The sequence below is a fragment of the Plantactinospora sp. B6F1 genome, assembly GCF_040120695.1.
Classification (GTDB): Bacteria; Actinomycetota; Actinomycetes; order Mycobacteriales; family Micromonosporaceae; genus Plantactinospora.
On record NZ_JBEEAC010000003.1, the window covers coordinates 21,254 to 41,301 of the forward strand.

The window sequence follows — 20,048 nt, forward strand, 5'->3', positions numbered from 1 at the left end:
TTGCAGGAGCAAGCGCGGCTCGCTACCGTCGAGACATGGCCAATCCGAAGGACCTTCCACGCGACATCGGCGGGTTCATCCGTGACCTGCGCCGCAACGCCAAGATCTCCCTGCGCCAGCTGGCCGAGCAGGCCGGGGTGAGCAACCCCTACCTGAGCCAGATCGAGCGTGGGCTGCGCAAGCCGAGCGCCGAGGTGCTCCAGCAGTTGGCCAGCGCACTACGGGTCTCCACGCCGGCGATGTACCTGCGGGCCGGGCTGCTCGACGACCGCGAGGGCCAGGGCGTGCTCGCCGCCATCGCGGCCGACCCGGACCTGACGATGCCGCAGAAGCAGTCGCTGAGCCAGATCTACGAGACCTTCCGCCGGGAGAACCTCCGGCACGCGGACGTACCGACCGAACCCGCCAGCACCGACACCCCGGGCACCGACACCCCGGGCACCGCCAGCACGTCAGGCACCGCCGACCAGGATCCGGCCGAGGCCGTACTCGAATCGGTGGCGGTGACCGAGGCGGGCGCCGCTGCCGCCCCACCGACCGAACCGCGGCCCGGCGCGAGGACCGCGCCGCCGGCCGCGACCACGAAGAAGACCGCCCGGAAGGCGGTCAAGAAGGCCACGCCGTCGACTCCGACGGTCGTCTCGGCCTCTGACGAGGAGGAACAGTCATGACCCAGCCCCGAACCGCCCGGATCCCCGCCCCGCTCTACGCGGTGGCCGGTGCCGGCGATCTCGCGTATCAGCAGCTGCGCCGGTTGCCCGCCGTGGTCAGCGGGCTCGGTGACGAGGTGACCCGCACCGAGCTGCGGGAGAAGGCCGTGACGACCACCGCCGAGCTGCGGGAGAAGGCGATCGCGACCACCGCCGAGCTGCGCCAGAAGGCCGCGCTGACCCTGCGCAACGCCAAGCCCGGCGCGACGAACCTGCGGCACCGGGCCGCGAACGGCGAACTGGACCGGCTGCGGGAGGCGACCATCCGCAACGCGGCGGTGGTGGTGGCCGGTGCCCAGGCCGCGCAGGAGCGGGCGATCGCCGTCTACGGCGACCTCGTCGCCCGGGGTGAGCGGGTGGTCGGCTCCGGTGTGGTGCAGGCCGCCGACACCGTCAACGCGGACATGACCGCCACCGGGACTCCGGCGGTGACCGCCGCCGGGCAGCCGGCGCTGAGCAGCACCCCGGCCGAGGTCGTCGAGCAGGTCAAGGAGCCCGCCGCGGCGGCCGACGCGACCGGCGCCGCCGAGGCCGGAGCGACCGGGACGGCCGAGGGCGACGGGACCGGTGCCGCCGGGGCCGGGACGGCCGGGGCGAAGGCGGCCCCGGCGGTGAAGCGCCGCCAGGCGGCGAAGTCGACCCGCCCGGCCACCAGGCGAACCCGCCCGGCGGCCGACAAGTAGCCGGCGGGCAACGGCCGAGCAGCCGGCGGTCGAGCAGTCGGCGAGCAACGGTCGAGTAGCGGCCGGTGACCCGGGTGGGTGCGCCAAGTGGCACCCACCCGGGGTCACCGGCATAAGCTTGCCGCCATGGGCACAGCCGCGCCGCTCTTCTTCGACGACGTCGTCCTCATCATCAACCTGGTGCTGATCGTCTTCGCCCTCGTGATCCAGGGCGTCGCACTCGTGCACTGCATCACCCAGCGCTCGGACGCCTTTCCGGCGATCGGCACCCTTCCCAAGGGCGCCTGGGTCGCCATCCTGGCCGTCTGCCTGGTACTCACCCTGCTGCTCTACCGGCCGCTCAACCTCTTCGCGCTGATCGGCATCGCGGCAGCGTTGATCTATCTGCTCGACGTCCGGGTCGGACTGCGCGACCTGACCGACGGCAAAGGCTTCTGGTGAGGGATTTCCGCTGGCCACCGCCGCCCGACGGCGGGCCACGGACGTACGGCCCGGGGCCGACCGCGCCGCGCAGCGGCCGGCCGGCGCTGCCCGACCCGGAGACCGAGCTGGTCGCCACCCCGCACGGCGTACGGCTGGAGCGGCTGGTGACCGGCGACGGTGAACCGGTCACCGTCTTCGCACACGGACTCGGCACCGGCATCTCCACCACCCGCCCGCTGGGCAGCGCGGTCAACGGTCGCAAGATCTTTTTCCAGTTCCGTGGTCACGGCCGCTCCGACGCTCCGGAGGGCGAGTGGAGCTACGCCGACCTGGCCCGTGACCTGCGGGCGATCGCCGATCTCGGTGGCGCCCGCCGGGCGCTCGGGATCAGCCTCGGCGCGGGCGCGCTCTGCCGGCTCCTCTGGGAGAGTCCGGCCCGCTTCGAACGGGCGGTCTTCGTGCTGCCGGCCGTACTCGACGAACCGCGCCCGGAGGTGGCCCGGCGGCGGCTCTCCGAACTGCTCAGCGCGGTACGCAGCGGCGACGCCGCCGAGGTGGCCGAGGCGGTCGCCTTCGAGGTGCCAGCGGCGATCCGGAACACCCCGGCCGGCTGGGCCTACCTGCGGCAGCGGGTCGACCAGTTGACCCGGGACGGTCTCGCCACCGGGCTGGCCAGCCTGGCCGGTCAGGTCGCCGTCCGGCAGCGTTCGGCCCTGGCAGCGGTCACCGCCCGTACCCTGGTGATCGGCTGTGCCGGCGACGACCTGCATCCGGTCGCGGTCGCCGAGCAGCTCGCCGAGGCGCTGCCGGCGGCGACGCTGCACGTCTACGACCGGCCCGGCCTGCTCTGGACGCACCGCGCCGACCTGCGCGAACGGATTTCCGGCTTCCTCAACTGACCGGTCGCCGGCGCCCACCGGTGCCACCGGGACCGGGCCGGCCGGGGTAACGTGGCGAGCCATGGGCGTTTCCCAGCATGGCCGGACGCACCGGCTCGACCTCGCCGACCCGACCCTGCGAGAGTGGGAGTGCACGGTGCTCTCCGCCGATCCCGAGCAGGGGATCGTGCTGGACCGGTCGGCCTTCTATCCCGGCGGCGGCGGCCAGCCACCGGACCACGGGGTGCTGCTCTGGCAGGGCGTGCAGACCCGGATCGTCGGCACCCGCAAGGGCGACGACCTCTACCTGATCCCCGCCGAGGGTGACCCGTTGCCGCCGGTCGGCACGGCGGTGACCGGCGCGGTGGAGGACACACGACGCAGCCTGCTGATGCGCACCCACTCCGGGCTGCACGTGCTCTGCGGCGTGGTGTTCCGGGACTTCGGTGCCCTGGTCACCGGCGGCAACATGGAGCCGGGCGAGGCCCGGATGGACTTCAACCTGCCCGAGGTGCCGACCGACTTCAAGGCCCGGCTGGAGGAACTGGTCAACACCGAGGTCACCGCCGACCGGGCGGTGGCGGTGAAGGTACTGCCCCGGGACGAGGCGCTGGCCCTGCCGGACATCATCCGCACCCAGTCCAACCTGATCCCCGCCGACGAGCAGGAGATCCGGATCGTCGACATCGTCGGGCTGGACGTGCAGGCCGACGGTGGTACCCACGTCGCCTCGACCGCCCAGATCGGCAAGGTCCAGGTGGTCAAGGTGGAGAGCAAGGGCCGGGCCAACCGGCGGGTGCGGGTCCGGCTCGTCAACTGAGCTCCCGGGTTCCCTCGTCAACTGAGCTCCCGGGTTCCGGAGAAATCCGGACGCGAGTTGTCAGAATTCGCTGCCAGGGTCATGGTCATGACAGCAGAACTGACTGGAAAGGTCGCGCTCGTCGCCGGGGCGACCCGGGGTGCGGGGCGGCAGATCGCCGTGCAGCTCGGCGCGGCCGGCGCCACCGTCTACGCCACCGGGCGGAGCACCCGGGAGAAACGCTCGGAGGTGGACCGGCCGGAGACCATCGAGGAGACCGCCGAACTGGTCACCGCGGCCGGCGGCGTCGGGATCGCGGTACAGGTCGACCACCTCGTCCCCGACCAGGTACGCGCCCTGGTCGAGCGGATCGACCGGGAACATGGCCGGCTGGACGTACTCGTCAACGACATCTGGGGGGCGGACCGGCTGATCGGCTGGTACAAGCCGATCTGGGAGCAGGACCTGGACGACGGCTTCCGCACGCTGCGGCTCGCCGTCGAGACGCACATGATCACCAGCCACTTCGCGCTGCCGCTGCTGATCCGCAACCCGGGGGGCCTGGTGGTGGAGGTCGGCGACGGCACCAGGGAGTACAACGACCAGAACTACCGGCTGTCGGCCTTCTTCGACCTGGCGAAGACCGCGGTGAACCGGCTCGGCTACATCTGGGCACACGAGTTGAAGGAGTACGGCGGCACGGCGGTCGCGCTCACCCCGGGCTGGCTGCGGTCGGAGTTCATGCTCGACGAGTTCGGCGTCACCGAGGAGAACTGGCGGGACGCGATCGAGAAGCAGCCGCACTTCGTCATCTCGGAGAGTCCGGCCTTCGTCGGCCGGGCGGTCGCCGCGCTCGCCGCCGACCCGGAGAAGGCCCGCTGGTCCGGGCAGTCCCTCTCCAGCGGCCAACTCGCCAGGGTGTACGGCTTCACCGACCTGGACGGCAGCCAGCCGGACGCCTGGCGTTACATGGCGGAGGTGGAGGCCACCGGCAAGCCCGCCGACGCGACCGGCTACCGCTGAACCGTGAGATGCAAGGAGGGCCGGCCCCTTGTTGTCGCCTTCTGTTGTAGCGGGGGCCCTTCCTGACCGCTTACGCGTAGAGCCCGGCCAGTCGCCGTGCCGCCGAGCGGAGCCGGTCCCGTAGCTCCGGCGGCTCCAGCACCTCCACCTCCGGGCCGAGGCTGAGCAGTTGGCCGTACGCGACGTCGGGGGACTCGACCGGCAGCCGGGTCACCACCCAACCGTGCTCGTCGGGCTCCCCGGCGTTCGCCTCGGCCTCCCGTACGGCGGGCGGCTCGGTGACGTAGCGCAGGGCGTACCGGCCGGCGGGGCTGAGCCGGACCGTGATCTCGTCCCGCAACATCTCCCGGACGAACCGTTCCGCCTGGGCGGCCCAGTAGCCGGCCAGCTCGAACGAGTCGTCCCGGCTGAACGTCTCCGCGCCGACGGTCACCTCGGTCATCCGGTCCACCCGGTAGGTGCGGTGCCCCGGTCCGACCCGGGCCACGAGGTACCACGCGCCGCCCTTGCACACCAGCCCGTACGGCTCGACGGTCCGGGTCACCTCCCGGTCGCGGCGCCGGTAGCGGAACTCGACCGTCCGGTCCTGCCACACCGCTTCGGCCAGTTCGCTGAGCCAGGCCGGCGGATCCGCCGTCCGGAACCACCCCGGTACGTCGAGGTGGAACCGCCGCTCCACCCGGGTCGACGCGTCCCGCAGCCCGCTCGGCAGCGCGGCGAGCACCTTCAGTTGGGCGGTCGTCACCACGTCGGCCAGTCCCATCTCGCTGGCCGGTCCGGGCAGCCCGGAGAGGAAGAGCGCGTCCGCCTCGGTCCGGCTCAGTCCGGTCAGCCGGGTCCGGTAGCCGCCGAGCAACCGGTAGCCGCCGGCCCGGCCCCGGTCGGCGTAGACCGGGATGCCGGCCGCGTTCAGCGCCAGGATGTCCCGGTAGATGGTCCGTTCCGAGACCTCCAGCTCCCGGGCCAGCTCGGCACCGGTCATCGACTCGCGGTTCTGCAGGAGCAGGACCAGGGAGATCAGCCGAGCGGCGCGCACGCATCCATCCTGCCCGGCGGCGCCGACGCCGTCTCGACCGGCGGTGGTGACGCGTTCCCGGGCGACGGTGGTGACGGATTCCCGGGCGGCGGCGACGCGTTCGCGGGCGACGCGGTGCCGTGCCGGCGGTCGGGGCGGCCGATAGGCTTTCCGGTCGTGCAGACCCCCACCCCCGCCGCGCCGCGTCCCCGCCGCGCCGGCTCGTTCCTCTCCGCGTTCGGCTCCGGGGTCGGGCTGCTGTTCCGAGGGCTCGCGGTCTACGGCCGCAACCCGGGGCTGGTGCTGCTCGGCATCGTGCCGGCGGTGATCTCCGGCGCGCTCTACCTGGCCGGTCTCGGCACGCTGATCTACTTCTCCGACGAGCTCGCCGCGCTGATCACCCCGTTCGCCGACGACTGGTCGGACGGCTCGCGCCGGGCCCTGCGGCTGGTCGCCGGGCTCGCCCTGCTCGGCCTGGGCGGCCTGCTCGGGGTCCTCACCTTCACCGCCATCACGCTGGTGATCGGTGACCCGTTCTACGAGAAGATCTCTATCCGGGTGGAGGAGCGCTACGGCGGGGTGCCGGACGAGGTCGAGCTGCCGTTCTGGCGTTCGCTGCGGCGCAGCATCGCCGACGCTGCGCGGCTGCTCGGCCGGTCGGTGCTGTTCGGCGTACCGCTCTTCGTCGCCGGGTTCGTGCCGGTCGTCGGGCAGTTCGTCGTACCCGTGATCGCCGCGATGGTCGCCGGCTGGTTCCTCGCGATGGGCCTGGTCGGAGTGCCGTTCCAGCGGCGCGGGCTCCGGCTGCCGGAGCGGCAGCGGGCGCTGCGGGCGAACCGGCCGCTGACCCTGGGCTTCGGGGTGGCGGTCTTCCTCTGCTTCCTGATCCCGCTCGGTGCGGTGCTGCTCACCCCGGCAGCGGTCGCCGGGGCCACCCTGCTGGCCCGCCGCGCGCTCGGCGAGTCCGTCGACCACCGCGACCGGGCCGACGCGACCGCCCCCGAGTCGGTCTGACGCGGGTCGAACGGTCGAGGGCGACATGACCAGTTCGCCTGATCGCCGCTTCGCCTGACTGCCGCTTCGGCTGATCGCCGCCGCAACTGGTGCCGCTTCGGCTGATCGCCGCCGCCGGCAGGGCGGCTCAGGCGGAGGCGCGTAGCACGAGTTCGGTGGGGAGCAGGACGACCGGCTCGATCCGGTCACCGGCGGCGAGTCGCAGCAGTTGGCGGGTCATCGTGCGGCCGAGATCCTGGATCGGCTGCCGTACGGTGCTCAACGGCGGGTCGGTGTAGCCGGCCAGCTCGATGTCGTCGAAGCCGAGCACCGCCACGTCCTCCGGGACCCGGCGCCCCGCCTCACGCAGCGTACGCAGCGCGCCGTGCGCCATCAGGTCGGAGGCGACGAAAACCGCGTCCAGGGTCGGGTCCCGGGTCAGGAGTTGCCGCATCGCGACCGCCCCGGACTCCCGGGTGAAGTCGCCGAACGCCTCGACCGGGCGCCGGCCGGCGTCCCGGAGTTCGGCCCGGTAGCCGGCGAGCCGGTCGATCCCGGCCACCATGTCCTGCGGGCCGGCGATGGTGGCGATCCGCTGCCGGCCGGACCTGAGCAGGTGCCGGACCGCGCCGCGTACCCCGGCGACGTGGTCGACGTCGACGTACGGCACCGCGACGGGGGGCTGGCCGAGCGGACGCCCGCTGCACACCACCGGCAGTCCCGCCTGGGCCAGCGCCCCGGGCAGCGGGTCGGCGCCGTGCAGGGAGGCGAAGAGTACGCCGTCGACGTGCCCGCCCATCGCGTAGCGCTCGACCCGCTCGTGGCTGGCCGCCGACTCGGCCAGGGTCAGCACGAGCTGCTTGCCAGCGGCCTCCAGCTCCCGGCTGACCCCGAGGATGATCCCGGGGAAGACCTGGTCGTCGGAGAAGACCCGGGTGGACGCCTCCGGCAGGACCAGCGCCACCGAGTCGGTCTGCTGGGTGACCAGGCTGCGGGCCGCGAGGTTCGGCACGTAGCCCAGCTCCCGCACCGCCCGCCGGACCGCCTGTTGGATCGGCTCGGCGACCGTGGTCGAACCGTTCACCACCCGGGACACGGTGGCCCGGGACACACCGGCCCGTTGCGCCACCGCCTCCAGCGTGGGCCGCGCGCGGGTCACCGCCATCTCCGCTCCTCAGCTCAGCCGCCGGGGAAATGGTTCCACGCGCGCCTGAAGGTCAACAACCCGTCGGGCGGGTGCCGGACCGGCTCCGGTCAGCCGACGCGCAACCCCGGAAGCAGCCCGGCGTCGCCGGCCACGTCGAGGGCGTCGAAACCGAGCCGCCCCCAGAGGGCCAGCAGCAGGTCGCTGGCCGTGCCCGAGATCTGCGCCCGGGCGTGGTGGTCGTCGCTGTCCAGGATCGTGTCGGTGTCCAGCAGGGCGACGCCGGCACCGCGCAGCCGCAGGTACCACTCCTGCCCGGCGTCGGTCGCGACCAGGTGGACCACCCCGTGGAACTGCTGGTCGGCGGCGCGCCGGCCGGCCGGCAGATGGGTGTCGAGCACCTCGCCGACCCCGTCGGCCGCAAGCTTGGCCTCGATCGGCTCCCCGGCGGCGACCGCCATCTGCGCGTCCCAGCGGTGCACCGCGGTCTCGTGCGCCATCCGGCGGTGCCAGAACCCGGCCTTCTTCGGCTGGGGCGCGTAGTTCCAGGCCGGCGCCTCCGGGTCGACCCGGTCCAGCACGTCCATGAGCTGGTCGAACTCCTGCCGCCACCACTCCACGGCCGCCGTCCCGGTCGGCAGGCCGTCCGGGACCGTGAGCGGGTCGGCCCGCTCGGTGCTGCCCCGGCTCACGATGCTCCGGGCCCGGGCGTAGACCGACCCGAGGTGGTGCACCAGATCGGTCATGGTCCACTCGGGACAGGACGGCACCCGGATGTCGAGCGGAGCCTCGGCGACCGTGGCACCGAAGGTCGGCCCCTCGGCGCGGAGCGCCCCGAGCCAGAAGTCCTTGGTGCCGTGCAGTCTGGTCATGTCGATCCTCCCGTGCCCCGGGCCGCCACCGGTCGGCCCGTCTCTCAGCCTAGGGTGAATGCTGTGCCAGACGTTAACGCCCGCCCGATAACCGCCGCCGACTCCGCCGATCCCGCGCGACTGGCCGGTTATACGACGCTGCGGCTCGGCGGCGCACCCCGGCGCCTGGTCACCGCCACCCGAACGGATGACATTCCGGAGAAACTGCGTGCCGCCGACCTGCGGGACGAGCCGGTCCTGGTGCTGGCCGGCGGCAGCAACGTGGTGGTCGCGGACGAGGGTTATCCGGGCACGGTGCTGCTGGTCCGGTCCCGCGGCTTCGAGCTGGTCGCCGAGGACGAGGTGTCGGTGACCATCCGGGTGGCGGCCGGCGAGCCGTGGGACGACCTGGTGGCGGCCACCGTCGAGGCCGGCTGGTCGGGGGTGGAGTGCCTCTCCGGCATTCCCGGGTCGGCCGGCGCGACCCCGATCCAGAACGTCGGGGCGTACGGGCAGGAGGTCGCGGAGACGGTCACCGGGGTGGAGGTGTACGACCGGCTGACCGGCGAGCTGACCCGGATGAGCGCTGCCGGGTGCGGCTTCGGCTACCGGTCCAGCGTCTTCAAGTACAACGACCGGTGGACGGTGCTCACCGTCGACTTCCGGCTGTTCCGCTCGACGCTCTCCGCTCCGGTGCGCTATGCCGAGCTGGCCCGGGCGCTCGGGGTGGAGGTCGGCGACCGGGTGCCGCTGGGTGACGCCCGGGCCGCCGTACGCGCGCTGCGTGCCGGCAAGGGCATGGTGCTGGATCCGGCCGACCCGGACACCCGCTCGGTCGGGTCGTTCTTCACCAACCCGGTGCTGGACGCCGGGGCGTACCAGGCGCTGCGGGAGCGGGCCGCCGGACTCGGCGAGCCACCGGCCTGGCCCGGCGCGGGGGACACGGTGAAGGTCAGCGCCGCCTGGTTGATCGACAAGGCCGGTTATCCGAAGGGTTACCAGGGGCCGGGCGGGGTGGCCATCTCCTCGAAGCACACCCTGGCGCTGACCAACCGGGACGGTGGCTCGACCGGTGCCCTGTTGACGCTGGCCCGGGAGATCCGCGACGGGGTGCACGACCGGTTCGGCGCCACCCTGCATCCGGAGCCGGTGCTGGTCAACTGCGCCCTCTGAGGGTCGAAGCCGGGTCTTCCACCCTCGCTCGTACCCGGATAGGGCGGGGCGCCGCCCCTGATCCTTGCAAAGCAAGGTACCCTGTGCCGCATGGTTATCGTCATCGTCGATGTCGGGCGCCGCTGATGGCGGCGGCCAGACCCGAGGCGCTGCCCGGCCAACTCCGCCGCGGAACGCTCGAATACTGCGTGCTCGCGCTGCTCCGGCCCGGCGAGCGCTACGCCCTCGACCTGGTCCGCGAACTGGGCGCGGTCGACGGCATGGTGACGAGCGAGGGCACCATCTACCCCCTGCTGTCGCGGCTGCGCCGGGACGGTCTGGTGGAAACCGCCTGGCACGAGTCGCCGAGCGGGCCGCCCCGCCGCTACTACCAGCTCACCGCCACCGGGCGGGACCGGCTCGACCAGTTCGTCGGTGAGTGGATCCGGTTCCGTGACGCGGTGGATCTGCTCGTCATCCCCAAGGAGATCCCGTGAAGCCGACCACCCCCGACGCGCTCGTCGAGCGCTACCTGCGCCAGTTGCGCGCCGAACTCGCCCCGCTGCCCGCCGACCGCCGGCAGGAGGTGCTCGACCAGATCGGCGAGCACATCGCCGTACGCCGGGCGGAGCCGGACGGGCAGACCGTGGCCGAGGTGCGCGCGATGCTCGACCGGCTCGGTGATCCGGTGACCCTCGGCGCGGACGCCCGGGAGCGGTTCGGGGTGCCGCCCCGGCGCCGCGGCCCGGTGGAGACGCTGGTACTGGCCTGCGCCGCGACCGGCCCCTTCCTGGTGCTGGTCCCGGCCGTGCTGGTGCCGTTCGGCACCGTCCGGCCCTGGCACGTCGTTCCGGTGGCCGTTGCGGCGCTGCTCTGGCTCTCCCGGCTGTGGCCGGTTCGGGACAAGCTCGTCGGCACCGCCCTGCTGCTCGGCTGTGCGGCCGTTTTCGTCCTGCTCGACCTGCTCGGCTTCCAGGACACCGGCCTCGGTTCGCTGGCCCTGCTGTTCGTGGCGCTCTTCCTGCCCTTCGGCGCCGCCACCTGTTACCTGGCGATCCGGATGTCCCGGCTCACCACCGCCGCGCCGGCCCGGCTCGGCGCCCGGTAGCCGTTCCGGTGGTCGGACTGGCCCGGCCGCGTCCCGGGCGCGGCCAGGGTCAGCGCCGTGTTGCCGGCGGGGTGTCACCGGGTGGCGCCACCGCCGACCACGCCACGGTGACCTCGCCGAGCCGCCACCTGGCCGGTCGGTCCAGTACGGGCCAGCCGGCGGCGCGGACCGCCTCGACCGCACGCCGCCAACGCTGCCGGGGCCCGAACGTGGCGTACGGGGCCGCCTCCCGCCAGCCCTGCTCCAGCGCCTGGATCAGCGCGTGCACGCCGGTTCCCGGGACGTTGTGGTGGATCAGCGCCTTGGGCAGCCGCTCGGCCAGTGTGGCCGGACTGTCGAGCGTGGAGAGACGAGCGGCCAGGGTCAGCGACCGGGGGCCGGTGGCGTCGACGAGGAGCCAGCCGGCCAGCCGGCCCAACTCGTCACAGGTCCCCTCGACCAGCACTCCGCCCGGTTGCAGTGCCCCGGTCATGGCCCGCCAGGCCGGTACGACCTCCGGCTCGGCGTACTGCCGCAGCACGTTGAACGCCCGGACCAGCACCGGGCGCAGCCCGGCCAGCTCGAAGCCACCCCGGCCGAAGGTCAGCCCCGGCGGGTCGGCGGCGGGCGCGGCAGCGGCCACCCGTACCGGATCGATCTCCAGCCCGACCACCCGGACGTCCGGCCGGACGGCGGCGGCCAGCCGGGCCCGCAGCTCGACCACGGTGACCGGGCTGGCACCGTAGCCGAGGTCCACCACCAGCGGATCGCCGGCGTCCCGAAGCAGGTCGGCACAGGTCGACGCGATCCAGTTGTCCACCCGGCGCAGCCGGTTGGGGTTGGTGGTGCCCCGGGTCACCGCACCGACCGGGCGGGCCGTCCCACCGCCACCCGCGCCGTCCGACGGTCCGCCCCGCCACCCGGTTGGCGACCCCCGCCGAGCGGGTCGCCCGGAAGCAGTGGTCCCGTGGTCGCCGGCGGTGGGATCCGACCGCCGCGGCGGCACCCGGCTCACCTGCCGGGGTCGGTCCCGACCCGGTGCACCTTGTGCTGGGCCGCCTGGGCCAGCGGGCGGACCACCAGCCGGTCCACGTTGACGTGATGTGGCCGGGTGACGCACCAGGCGACGCAGTCGGCCACGTCGTCGGCGACCAGCGGCTCGGCCACCCCGGCGTAGACCGCCGCCGCCCGCTCGGCGTCGCCGCCGAAGCGGACCAGCCCGAACTCCTCGGTCCTGACCATTCCCGGGTCGATCTCGACGACCCGGACCGGCCGTCCACAGAGCTCCAGCCGCAGCGTCTCGGCCAGCGCGGTCTGGGCGTGCTTCGCCGCCGTGTAACCGCCACCGCCCTCGTAGACGATCAGACCGGCGGTGGAACTGAGCACCACCACCGTGCCGGCGCCGGAGGCATCCAGCGCGGGCAGCAGCGCCTGGGTGACCCGGAGCGTGCCGAGCACGTTCACGTCGTACATCCACTGCCAGTCGGCGATCCTGCCTGACTCGACCGGGTCCAGCCCACGCGCGCCACCGGCGATGTTGACCAGTACGGTGACCGGCCCGTCCAGCCGTCCGGCGGCGGCGGCCAGCTCCGCCACCGATTCATCCGAGGTGACGTCGCAGGTCTGCGCGGTGGCCGTGCCGCCGGCCCGGCGGATCTGGTCGACCAGCGCGTCCAGCCGGTCGGCCCGGCGGGCGGCGGCGAGCACGTCGAAGCCCTCGGCGGCCAGCCGGCGGGCCGTCGCGGCGCCGATTCCGCTGGACGCCCCGGTGACGATCGCGACAGGAGTCATCGGGACATTCTGGCCCAAGCCGGTGCCGAGGCCGCGACCTGGGCCCGAATGAGGTCGGTCACCTCCTCGACCACCCGGACGATTGCGGGTGCCCCGATCGGGAAGATGACACCCAACACGGTGGTTGCTCTGTGATGTGACCCGGTCGTGCGGGACGGCGTAACACGGTGACAGAAGGAGCGGGCGTGGCGGAACTGCACACCGGGGTGGCCCGGCAACGAGGTGCCCGGCCGTGGCCGACGCCACGACGGATCGCGACCATCTCCGTGCACACCTCACCGCTGCACCAACCGGGCACCGGTGACGCCGGTGGGATGAACGTCTACATCGTCGAGGTCTCCCGGCGGCTGGCCGAGGCCGGCGTCGAGGTCGAGATCTTCACCCGAGCCACCTCCAGCGACCTGCCGGCGGTGGTCGAGATGGCCCCGGGCGTGACGGTCCGGCACGTCACCTCCGGCCCGTTCGAGGGACTGGCCAAGGAGGAACTGCCCGGCCAGCTCTGCGCGTTCACCGCCGGCGTACTCCGGGCCGAGGCGGCTCGCCCGCCCGGCTTCTACGACCTCATCCACTCGCACTACTGGCTCTCCGGCCAGGTGGGCTGGCTGGCCAAGGAGCGCTGGGGGGTACCCCTGGTGCACACCGCGCACACCCTGGCCAAGGTGAAGAACGCCCGGCTCGCCGAGGGGGACCGGCCCGAGCCGAAGGCGCGGGTGATCGGCGAGGAGCAGGTGGTCGCCGAGGCCGACCGGCTGGTGGCGAACACCACGGTCGAGGCCCGGGACCTGATCTCCCGGTACGCCGCGGACCCGGAACGGGTCGAGGTGGTACGCCCCGGGGTCGACCTGGACCGCTTCACCCCGTCACCGCCCGGCCGGGAGGAGGCCGCCCGGCTCGCCGCGCGGCGCCGGCTGGGCCTGCCGGAACGGGGCGCCATCGTGGCCTTCGTCGGCCGTATCCAGCCGTTGAAGGCACCGGACGTGCTGCTGCACGCGCTGGCCGAGCTGCGGAACCGGCAGCCGGGAATCGCCGGGACGGCCACCGTGGTGATCGCGGGCGGACCGAGCGGCAGCGGACTGGACCAGCCCACCTCGCTGATCGAGCTGGCCGGCAAGCTCGACGTCGCCGACGCGGTGCGGTTCCTGCCACCGCAGACCGGTGACGACCTGCCGGCGCTCTACCGGGCCGCCGACCTGGTGGCGGTGCCGTCGCACAACGAGTCGTTCGGCCTGGTCGCCCTGGAGGCGCAGGCCTGCGGTACCCCGGTGGTCGCCGCCGCGGTCGGCGGGCTGGTCACCGCCGTCCGGGACGGCGGCAGTGGCGTACTCGTCGACGGGCACCACCCGCACGACTGGGCGAGGGTGCTCGGCGGCCTGCTGGTCGCGCCACGGCTGCGGGCCGAGTTGTCCCGGGGTGCGGTCGAGCACGCCCGCGCCTTCTCCTGGGCTCGTACTGCCAGCGGCCTGCTAGGGGTCTACCGTGGGGCGGTGGCGGAGTACCGCGACCGGCTCGCCTCCGAGCTGGCGGACGGCACGGCGACGCTTCCGCTGGCGGCCTGCTGACGCTGCGGCGGTGGCGCCCCCGGACGGGGAGGGTGGACGGGAGATGGAGTCTCGGGCGGAGATCGGTCGGCTGATCGAGGCGGTCTGTGCCGACCGGGAGCTGACCTGCGAGCCGACGGGCGAGCACTCGTACGCGGTCACCCTGCCGGGCACGCACAAGCTCAAGACGATCTGCAACCTGATCGTCGGGGAGCACGCGCTGCGGATCGAGGCGTTCGTGATGCGCCAGCCCGACGAGCGGCGCGAGGAGCTCTTCACCTGGCTGTTGCAGCGCAACGCCCGGATGTACGGGGTGGCGTTCTCCGTCGACGCGGTCGGCGACGTCTACCTGACCGGCCGGGTGGGCCTGACCGGGGTGACCGAGGAGGAGCTGGACCGGCTCCTCGGCTCGGTGCTGACGTATGCGGACGAGTCGTTCGACACCATGCTGGAGATCGGCTTCGGCGCGGCGATCCGCCGGGAGTGGGAGTGGCGGGTCAGCCGGGGCGAGTCGTTGGCGAACCTGCGAGCGTTCGCGCACCTCTTCGAGCGTTCGGCGACGGAAAACTCGGGTTTGGACCGCCCCTGACGGGTATGCCCCGGCGGCGGCACCAGGATGTGGCGATGGCCGCGCCGCCTGCCGAGGTCAGACTGTCAGAGGGAGCGTGAGGATCTCATGGCTCAGCGGAACAGTTCCGGTCGCGGCGCAACCGCGACCGCGACGAAGCGCCGATCCAGCAGCAGCACGGGTGACATCGACGAACGCAAGATCAGCTCGATGAAGGTCGATGACATCCGGGGGCAGCTCAAGAAACGTGGCATTTCAGGCATATCGGCACTACGCAAGATGGACCTGGTGAAGAGCCTGGTCCGGACGCTGAAGGCCGAAAGCCGGGGCGGGCCGGGCCGGAAGGCCACGACGACGGCGAGCAAGCGGGCGACGCCGAGCAAGCGGACGACCGCAAGCAAGCGGACGACCGCAAGCAAGCGGACGACCGCAAGTAAGCGGACGACGCCGAGCAACCGGGCGACGCCGAGCAAGCGGGCGACCGCGAAGAAGGCGCCGTCTCGTACGGTTGCGGCACAGAAGGCCCCGGCCCGGAAGGTCAGCACCGCCCGGGCGACCGCGAAGAAGGCACCGCCTGGGAAGGCGACGGCGAAGAAGGCGCCCGCCCGGAAGGCCGGTACCACCCGGGCGACGGCGAAGAAGGCGCCGGCCGGGAAGGCCGGCACGGCCCGGGTGACCGCGAAGAAGGCGCCGGCCGGGAAGGCGACGGCGAAGAAGGCGCCTGCCCGCAAGGCCGCTGCGAAGAAGGCGCCGACCCGGAAGGCGACCGGCGCGGCGACCGGCGCCCGGAAGGGTACGACCGCCGGGAAGAGCACCACGGCCGCGGTTAAGACGACCGGGGCGCGCAAGTCGACGGCGGGGCCCGCCCGGAAGGCGGGCGGGGCTCAGAAGTCGACCGTGAGCGGCGGCGGGAAGTCGAGGTCGCTGAAGTACGCCCAGCCGATCTCCTCCCCGCAGGACACCCCGGAGCGTCCGGGGCGGAGCCTGGTAACCCGGGACCACGACGTGATCCGACGCTGGGCCGAGGGCCGGAACGCCCAACCGGCGACGATCGAGGGCACCGAACGCGAGGGACGGCTCGGCGTACTGACGTTTGACTTCCCCGGTTGGCGGGAAGGCGGACGACTGAAGCCGGTCAGCTGGGACGAGTGGTTCCACACCTTCGACCTGCGCCAACTGAACTTCATTTACCAGGAGCAGCTTTCCGACGGTCGGCAGAGCAACTTCTTCCGTACCGAATCGCCGCTGCGCGAGGACGGCTGACTCCCGGGTGGACCAGGAATTTCTGGGGGTACCCACGGTGTTGCACAACAAGACGCCGGAAATTGACCAACCGTGGGTGTGATGGGCAAGACAGAGCTTCCGGCTTGTGTTGGTCATCCGGCGACAACTAACGTTATTGCACGCGCCGCGCTCGGTTGCGTTCGGGGGAACGCCAGATCGCGCAGATCTGTGCACCGGGCGTTGGTGCTGGGGGACGGGTGGTAGTTGCCGCCGTTGGGGGACGGTGCGCGCCACCTGTAACCGGCGGTGCGTGCGGGCGACGTTTACGGGGGTGAGCGTCGCCCGCCGCCGCCGGTCCAACGCTGTCCGGCAATTCCGTGTGGGAGCCGGCTCCCGACATCCTCGACCGCGCCTCCTCGACCGCGAGCCCCGGTCCGGACCCCGGCCCGTCGCACGGACGAAAATGGGATCGATTATCGCCGCCCTGCCGTCGGGTCGACAGAAATGGTCTCTCCGTTGGCCGGTACGCCGATTTCCCGCCACGTGAACGGAATTCCCCGGGCGACGTCCAGATCCGGATTGTCCATCAACTGGAAGTGGACATGTGGTTCGGTCGAGTTGCCGGAATTTCCACACTCCGCCACCGGCTGACCGGTTCGGACGCGGTCTCCGGCCCGGACGAGCAGCGAATTACGTCGCAGGTGCGCGTAGGCGGCGTACCGGCCGTCGCCGAGATCCAGGATGAGGTGGTTGCCGAGGATCTGACCGGGGCCGGCGATCTCCCGGAACAGTCCCTCCACCACCAGGTAGAGCAGGGCAGGGTAAGAGTTGCGGCTGAGGTGGTCACGATTGCGGTCGACCGCACGGAGCACGGTGCCGTCGGCGACCGCCAGCAGCGGCGCGCCGAAGCCGGGGAAGTCCCGGTTGGGCCGTACCGGCGGCCACCACCCGAAACCCGGGCGCGGCCGGTCCAGCGGTTCCGCGACCAGGTCGATCGCGTACGTCTGCCCGTAGGCGCGCACCCCGTGGCTGGGTACCTTGCTGGCCGGGCTGTTCAGCGCCGACCAGCGGCCGAGGACCGGTGGGTCGAGCTCGACCGGCGGCCCGGGATCCGGCGCCCTGGCGAGCACCCGCCCCAGCGCCACCCGTAGGGCGATGGCGAGTGCGATCACCAGCCAGCCCCACAGCGAGGTGAAGTCGAGGAAGAAGCCGGCCCCCAGGATCACCAGAAACGCGAGCCAGCAGGCGCGGTGCAGGACCATCAGTGCCTTGAGCATGGAAGTCTCCTCTCGGGGCGAGGTCAGGCCCGGGCGATCGCCACCGCCACCAGCAGCGGGACCACCCGCCCGGCGGGCACCTCGTAACGCCCCCGGCCGGGGCTGTGCAGCCAGCCGGTCGCGGCCAGTTGCCGGAGGTGGTGGTAGACCTGTCCGGTCGTGCCGAGGCCGTCGAGGGCGGTGAGTTCGGTGACGGTACGCCGGCCGGCCAGGATCTCGTGGAGCAGTCGCAGCCGTACCGGGTGACCGAGCGCGGCGAAGGACTCCGCCGCATCGCTCCAGTCGCCGGCCTCCCCGTCGAGCAGTGCCTCGGTCGGCAGGCCGTACTGCCAGTCGTAGCGCTCGTTGCCGGGCAGCCGGACCGAGCCGGTGTAGAGCACGCCGCCCTGCTCGGCACCGAGCGCGGCGAGCCGCGCCTTCAGGCCGTCCAGGGCCCAGAAGTCACCCTCGCCCGCCGGTGGATCCGGCCGGGGTGCCGGGGCCGTTACCCGTTCCTCCAGGGCCGCCAGTCGGCGCTCCAGCTCGGCGACCCGCTCCTCCAGCGTCATAACTTCGAGTGTACGTAATTACGTAACTCCTTGACAATCGCCCGTACCGTCGAAGATGCCCCCCGGCTCAGGCGCGAGCGGTGGCCGATGGCCGGGTCGGGCCCGCGTCACCGGCCGGCTCGTCCGCCGCCGGCCCCGCCGTTCCCGCCTCGGCCGTGTGCAGCGCGCGGACCCGCCGTTCCCGGGCCGGCCCGGAAAGCAGATGCGCGACCGCCACCACGCCGCCAAGCGCCGCGCAGCCCAGCCAGAGCGCCGAGTCGCCGAACTGTTCCCGTACGAAGCCACCGGTGACCGGGGCGGCGAACGTCGCCACCGACCAGGAGAGTGAGAAGAGTCCCTGGTAGCGCCCGCGCAACGCCGTCGGGGACAGCTCGGCGATCAGGGTGGCGTTGGACGGCGAGTTGAGCATCTCGCCGAGGGTCCAGATCAGCACGGTGAGCACGTAGAACCAGGCCGCGTCCGCGAACGCGGTCAGCCCGAAGCCGACCCCGGTGATCAGCGCGGCCAGTGCCAGTACCCGGGAGCGGCCCCGCCCCCGGATCAGCCGCGGTACGAAGAGCTGCCCGGCCACGATCAGCACCCCGTTGACCGCGATCACCGACCCGTACGTCGACGGCGACAGCCCGTCCTGTCCCATCGCGATCGGCAGCATCGAGAGGTGCTGCATGAAGACCAGCGCCAGCAGGATGTTCAAGGCGACGAACCCGACGAACACCCGATCGCGCAGCGCGCTGCCCAACCCGCCCCGGTGCGGTGCGGCCAGCCCCGCGGGGACAACACGGACCCGGCGGGTCTCGGCCACCTTGAGAAAGATGATCAGTGCGGTGGTGACCGTGGTCGCCGCGTTGACCACGAAGAGCAGCAGGTAGCTGGCCTCGGCGGCCAGCCCGGCCAGGATCGCGGCGCAGGCGAAGCCGAGGTTGATCGCCCAGTAGTTCAGCGTGAAGGCGCGCAGCCGGTCCCGTTCGGGTACGACGTCGACCATCATCGCGCCGAACGCCGGCCGGGCCGCCTCGGCGAACATCCCGAGCAGCAGCGCGCCGAGCCCGACCAGCCAGAGCTCCCGGACCAGCCCCAGGGCCAGCATGATCGCCGCCGCGCCCAGATGCGCGGTGAGCAGGGTGGGCCGCCGCCCCCACTGGTCGGCGAGGATCCCGCCGGTGAGGGTGCCGACCGCCCCGCCGGCACCCCAGAGCCCGAGCACGATCCCGGCCTGGAACTCGGAGAAGCCCCGCTCGGTGGTGAGGTAGATGGCCAGGAAGACGAGGACGAAGGAACCGAGCCGGTTGACCAGGGTGCCGGCCCAGAGGTACCAGAAGGTCCGAGGTAGACCGCCGGTGGTGTCCTGGAACCACTTTCCGACCGTCCGCATCCCGCCGCCCCCGTACCGGTAATGACCGTTCGCCGCCTAACGCCTTACGACGCTAGTGTGGCGGGTCCGACCCGGTCATCCCGTTTTCCACGTGTCGGTCGTCACCCCGGGTCGCCGCGTGCCGGTTCGGCAGGTCCGGCAGGATGAGGTCCATGACTGCGAGCACGAGTGATCGGCCGGAGGAGGCCACGGTGGCGGGCGAGGGCGCCGCAGTGGGTACGTTGGTGCTGCTCCGGCACGGCGAGAGCGACTGGAACGCCAAGAACCTCTTCACCGGCTGGGTCGACGTGGACCTCACGGCCAAGGGTGAGAGCGAGGCCCGGCGCGGCGGCGAACTGCTGCGCAAGCACAACCTGCTGCCCGACGTGCTGCACACCAGCGTGCTCCGCCGGGCGATCCGTACCGCCGAGCTGGCGCTGGACGCCGCCGACCGGCACTGGATCGCGGTACGCCGCTCGTGGCGGCTCAACGAGCGGCACTACGGCGCGCTCCAGGGCAAGGACAAGAAGCAGACCCTGGCCGAGTACGGCGAGGAGCAGTTCATGCTCTGGCGCCGGTCGTACGACACCCCGCCGCCGCCGATCGCCGACGGTGACGAGTGGTCCCAGGCCGGCGACCCGCGCTACGCCCTGCTCCCGCCCGAGCTGATGCCGAAGACGGAGTGCCTGAAGGACGTCGTCGACCGGATGCTGCCGTACTGGTTCGACTCGATCGTGCCGGACATCCTGGCCGGCCGGACGGTGCTGGTCGCCGCGCACGGCAACTCGCTGCGGGCGCTGGTCAAGCACCTGGACGGCATCTCCGACGAGGCGATCGCCAAGCTGAACATCCCGACCGGGATCCCGCTGCGCTACGACCTCGACCGGTCGATGCGCCCACTGGTGACCGGCGGAGCCTACCTCGACCCCGAGGCGGCCAAGGAGGCCGCCGCCGCCGTCGCCAACCAGGGCCGCTGAAGTGTGAGTCCCTGTC

23 protein-coding genes are annotated in these 20,048 nt (G+C 72.6%); 14 read left to right on the forward strand and 9 right to left on the reverse strand.

Features of this window, described 5'->3' with window-relative positions:
* Positions 1-35: 35 nt before the first annotated feature.
* From ABNF97_RS05700 to ABNF97_RS05725, 6 genes are all read left to right on the forward strand, one after another.
* Positions 36-671: a helix-turn-helix domain-containing protein gene (locus tag ABNF97_RS05700; protein WP_130465208.1), complete on the forward strand. Its 636-nt coding sequence runs from the start codon at positions 36-38 to the stop codon at positions 669-671.
* Positions 668-1,393 (forward strand): hypothetical protein, encoded by a 726-nt coding sequence (locus ABNF97_RS05705; RefSeq protein WP_349337868.1) that lies wholly within the window; start codon positions 668-670, stop codon positions 1,391-1,393. The genes ABNF97_RS05700 and ABNF97_RS05705 overlap by 4 nt, the downstream gene beginning before the upstream one ends.
* A gap of 126 nt (positions 1,394-1,519) precedes the next feature.
* Positions 1,520-1,834 (forward strand): DUF2516 family protein, encoded by a 315-nt coding sequence (locus ABNF97_RS05710; RefSeq protein WP_130465206.1) that lies wholly within the window; start codon positions 1,520-1,522, stop codon positions 1,832-1,834.
* The gene (locus ABNF97_RS05715) at positions 1,831-2,715 is read left to right on the forward strand and encodes an alpha/beta fold hydrolase (RefSeq protein WP_130465205.1); all 885 of its coding nucleotides are present in this window, start codon (positions 1,831-1,833) and stop codon (positions 2,713-2,715) included. The genes ABNF97_RS05710 and ABNF97_RS05715 overlap by 4 nt, the downstream gene beginning before the upstream one ends.
* A 61-nt stretch (positions 2,716-2,776) precedes the next feature.
* Positions 2,777-3,514 (forward strand): alanyl-tRNA editing protein, encoded by a 738-nt coding sequence (locus ABNF97_RS05720; protein WP_349337869.1) that lies wholly within the window; start codon positions 2,777-2,779, stop codon positions 3,512-3,514.
* An 87-nt stretch (positions 3,515-3,601) separates the two neighbouring features.
* Positions 3,602-4,516 carry an SDR family oxidoreductase gene (locus ABNF97_RS05725; RefSeq protein WP_349337870.1) on the forward strand — a complete coding sequence of 305 codons (915 nt, stop codon included), beginning with the start codon at positions 3,602-3,604 and terminating at the stop codon, positions 4,514-4,516.
* A 70-nt stretch (positions 4,517-4,586) separates the two neighbouring features.
* On the opposite strand, the gene ABNF97_RS05730 is transcribed toward ABNF97_RS05725, so the two are convergent.
* Positions 4,587-5,552, reverse strand: a complete 966-nt coding sequence (locus ABNF97_RS05730) for a WYL domain-containing protein (protein ID WP_130465202.1) — start codon at positions 5,550-5,552, stop codon at positions 4,587-4,589.
* Between the two features lie 156 nt (positions 5,553-5,708).
* Between ABNF97_RS05730 and ABNF97_RS05735 the strand changes: the two genes are divergently transcribed.
* Entirely contained in the window at positions 5,709-6,545 is an 837-nt protein-coding gene (locus tag ABNF97_RS05735) for an EI24 domain-containing protein (RefSeq protein WP_502930454.1), read from the forward strand.
* A 127-nt stretch (positions 6,546-6,672) separates the two neighbouring features.
* Here ABNF97_RS05735 and ABNF97_RS05740 read toward each other — a convergent pair whose 3' ends face one another.
* Together ABNF97_RS05740 and ABNF97_RS05745 are read right to left on the reverse strand one after the other, a co-directional pair.
* Positions 6,673-7,689: a LacI family DNA-binding transcriptional regulator gene (locus ABNF97_RS05740; protein ID WP_349337871.1), complete on the reverse strand. Its 1,017-nt coding sequence runs from the start codon at positions 7,687-7,689 to the stop codon at positions 6,673-6,675.
* A gap of 89 nt (positions 7,690-7,778) precedes the next feature.
* Positions 7,779-8,540 carry a maleylpyruvate isomerase family mycothiol-dependent enzyme gene (locus tag ABNF97_RS05745; RefSeq protein ID WP_130465199.1) on the reverse strand — a complete coding sequence of 254 codons (762 nt, stop codon included), beginning with the start codon at positions 8,538-8,540 and terminating at the stop codon, positions 7,779-7,781.
* 63 nt (positions 8,541-8,603) lie between these two features.
* On the opposite strand from ABNF97_RS05745, the gene ABNF97_RS05750 reads away from it, so the two are divergent.
* The 3 genes from ABNF97_RS05750 (at position 8,604) to ABNF97_RS05760 (ending at position 10,779) form a co-directional block, all read left to right on the forward strand.
* The gene (locus ABNF97_RS05750) at positions 8,604-9,692 is read left to right on the forward strand and encodes a UDP-N-acetylmuramate dehydrogenase (protein WP_349337872.1); all 1,089 of its coding nucleotides are present in this window, start codon (positions 8,604-8,606) and stop codon (positions 9,690-9,692) included.
* Between the two features lie 125 nt (positions 9,693-9,817).
* Positions 9,818-10,168, forward strand: coding sequence for a helix-turn-helix transcriptional regulator (locus ABNF97_RS05755; protein WP_130465197.1), 351 nt, complete (start codon positions 9,818-9,820; stop codon positions 10,166-10,168).
* Positions 10,165-10,779 (forward strand): HAAS signaling domain-containing protein, encoded by a 615-nt coding sequence (locus ABNF97_RS05760; RefSeq protein ID WP_130465196.1) that lies wholly within the window; start codon positions 10,165-10,167, stop codon positions 10,777-10,779. Before ABNF97_RS05755 ends, ABNF97_RS05760 begins: the two co-directional genes overlap by 4 nt.
* Before the next feature lie 49 nt (positions 10,780-10,828).
* Here ABNF97_RS05760 and ABNF97_RS05765 read toward each other — a convergent pair whose 3' ends face one another.
* Both ABNF97_RS05765 and ABNF97_RS05770 read right to left on the reverse strand, forming a co-directional pair.
* A complete protein-coding gene (locus ABNF97_RS05765; protein ID WP_349337873.1) occupies positions 10,829-11,617 on the reverse strand; it encodes a class I SAM-dependent methyltransferase in 789 nt (262 codons plus the stop codon).
* 152 nt (positions 11,618-11,769) lie between these two features.
* Positions 11,770-12,549: an SDR family NAD(P)-dependent oxidoreductase gene (locus tag ABNF97_RS05770; protein ID WP_130465194.1), complete on the reverse strand. Its 780-nt coding sequence runs from the start codon at positions 12,547-12,549 to the stop codon at positions 11,770-11,772.
* A gap of 185 nt (positions 12,550-12,734) precedes the next feature.
* On the opposite strand from ABNF97_RS05770, the gene mshA reads away from it, so the two are divergent.
* Both mshA and ABNF97_RS05780 read left to right on the forward strand, forming a co-directional pair.
* Complete coding sequence (gene mshA, locus ABNF97_RS05775) at positions 12,735-14,108, forward strand: D-inositol-3-phosphate glycosyltransferase (RefSeq protein ID WP_130465193.1); 1,374 nt, start codon at positions 12,735-12,737, stop codon at positions 14,106-14,108.
* Between the two features lie 43 nt (positions 14,109-14,151).
* Positions 14,152-14,676 carry a YbjN domain-containing protein gene (locus ABNF97_RS05780; protein WP_130465192.1) on the forward strand — a complete coding sequence of 175 codons (525 nt, stop codon included), beginning with the start codon at positions 14,152-14,154 and terminating at the stop codon, positions 14,674-14,676.
* A 92-nt stretch (positions 14,677-14,768) separates the two neighbouring features.
* On the opposite strand, the gene ABNF97_RS34105 is transcribed toward ABNF97_RS05780, so the two are convergent.
* Complete coding sequence (locus ABNF97_RS34105; protein WP_502930455.1) at positions 14,769-15,473, reverse strand: hypothetical protein; 705 nt, start codon at positions 15,471-15,473, stop codon at positions 14,769-14,771.
* A 79-nt stretch (positions 15,474-15,552) separates the two neighbouring features.
* Between ABNF97_RS34105 and ABNF97_RS34110 the strand changes: the two genes are divergently transcribed.
* Positions 15,553-15,918, forward strand: coding sequence for a hypothetical protein (locus ABNF97_RS34110; RefSeq protein WP_486484865.1), 366 nt, complete (start codon positions 15,553-15,555; stop codon positions 15,916-15,918).
* Between the two features lie 434 nt (positions 15,919-16,352).
* Here the strand turns inward: ABNF97_RS34110 and ABNF97_RS05790 are convergent, their stop codons facing one another.
* From ABNF97_RS05790 to ABNF97_RS05800, 3 genes are all read right to left on the reverse strand, one after another.
* A complete protein-coding gene (locus ABNF97_RS05790; protein ID WP_349337875.1) occupies positions 16,353-17,156 on the reverse strand; it encodes a M23 family metallopeptidase in 804 nt (267 codons plus the stop codon).
* Positions 17,157-17,179: 23 nt separating this feature from the next.
* Positions 17,180-17,704 carry a helix-turn-helix domain-containing protein gene (locus ABNF97_RS05795; protein ID WP_130465189.1) on the reverse strand — a complete coding sequence of 175 codons (525 nt, stop codon included), beginning with the start codon at positions 17,702-17,704 and terminating at the stop codon, positions 17,180-17,182.
* 67 nt (positions 17,705-17,771) lie between these two features.
* Positions 17,772-19,076 carry an MFS transporter gene (locus ABNF97_RS05800; protein WP_130465188.1) on the reverse strand — a complete coding sequence of 435 codons (1,305 nt, stop codon included), beginning with the start codon at positions 19,074-19,076 and terminating at the stop codon, positions 17,772-17,774.
* Between the two features lie 152 nt (positions 19,077-19,228).
* On the opposite strand from ABNF97_RS05800, the gene ABNF97_RS05805 reads away from it, so the two are divergent.
* Positions 19,229-20,032: a phosphoglyceromutase gene (locus ABNF97_RS05805; RefSeq protein WP_349337876.1), complete on the forward strand. Its 804-nt coding sequence runs from the start codon at positions 19,229-19,231 to the stop codon at positions 20,030-20,032.
* Positions 20,033-20,048: the final 16 nt, after the last annotated feature.

What these genes read in the sequence shown, in the direction of transcription:
- ABNF97_RS05700 (WP_130465208.1), top strand. Translation starts at nt 36, where the DNA reads ATGGCCAATCCGAAGGACCTTCCACGCGACATCGGCGGGTTCATCCGT.
- ABNF97_RS05705 (WP_349337868.1), top strand. Translation starts at nt 668, where the DNA reads ATGACCCAGCCCCGAACCGCCCGGATCCCCGCCCCGCTCTACGCGGTG.
- ABNF97_RS05710 (WP_130465206.1), top strand. Translation starts at nt 1,520, where the DNA reads ATGGGCACAGCCGCGCCGCTCTTCTTCGACGACGTCGTCCTCATCATC.
- ABNF97_RS05720 (WP_349337869.1), top strand. Translation starts at nt 2,777, where the DNA reads ATGGGCGTTTCCCAGCATGGCCGGACGCACCGGCTCGACCTCGCCGAC.
- ABNF97_RS05725 (WP_349337870.1), top strand. Translation starts at nt 3,602, where the DNA reads ATGACAGCAGAACTGACTGGAAAGGTCGCGCTCGTCGCCGGGGCGACC.
- ABNF97_RS05740 (WP_349337871.1), bottom strand. Translation starts at nt 7,689, where the DNA reads ATGGCGGTGACCCGCGCGCGGCCCACGCTGGAGGCGGTGGCGCAACGG.
- ABNF97_RS05745 (WP_130465199.1), bottom strand. Translation starts at nt 8,540, where the DNA reads ATGACCAGACTGCACGGCACCAAGGACTTCTGGCTCGGGGCGCTCCGC.
- ABNF97_RS05755 (WP_130465197.1), top strand. Translation starts at nt 9,818, where the DNA reads ATGGCGGCGGCCAGACCCGAGGCGCTGCCCGGCCAACTCCGCCGCGGA.
- ABNF97_RS05770 (WP_130465194.1), bottom strand. Translation starts at nt 12,549, where the DNA reads ATGACTCCTGTCGCGATCGTCACCGGGGCGTCCAGCGGAATCGGCGCC.
- ABNF97_RS05780 (WP_130465192.1), top strand. Translation starts at nt 14,152, where the DNA reads ATGGAGTCTCGGGCGGAGATCGGTCGGCTGATCGAGGCGGTCTGTGCC.
- ABNF97_RS05790 (WP_349337875.1), bottom strand. Translation starts at nt 17,156, where the DNA reads ATGCTCAAGGCACTGATGGTCCTGCACCGCGCCTGCTGGCTCGCGTTT.
- ABNF97_RS05795 (WP_130465189.1), bottom strand. Translation starts at nt 17,704, where the DNA reads ATGACGCTGGAGGAGCGGGTCGCCGAGCTGGAGCGCCGACTGGCGGCC.
- ABNF97_RS05800 (WP_130465188.1), bottom strand. Translation starts at nt 19,076, where the DNA reads ATGCGGACGGTCGGAAAGTGGTTCCAGGACACCACCGGCGGTCTACCT.
- ABNF97_RS05805 (WP_349337876.1), top strand. Translation starts at nt 19,229, where the DNA reads ATGACTGCGAGCACGAGTGATCGGCCGGAGGAGGCCACGGTGGCGGGC.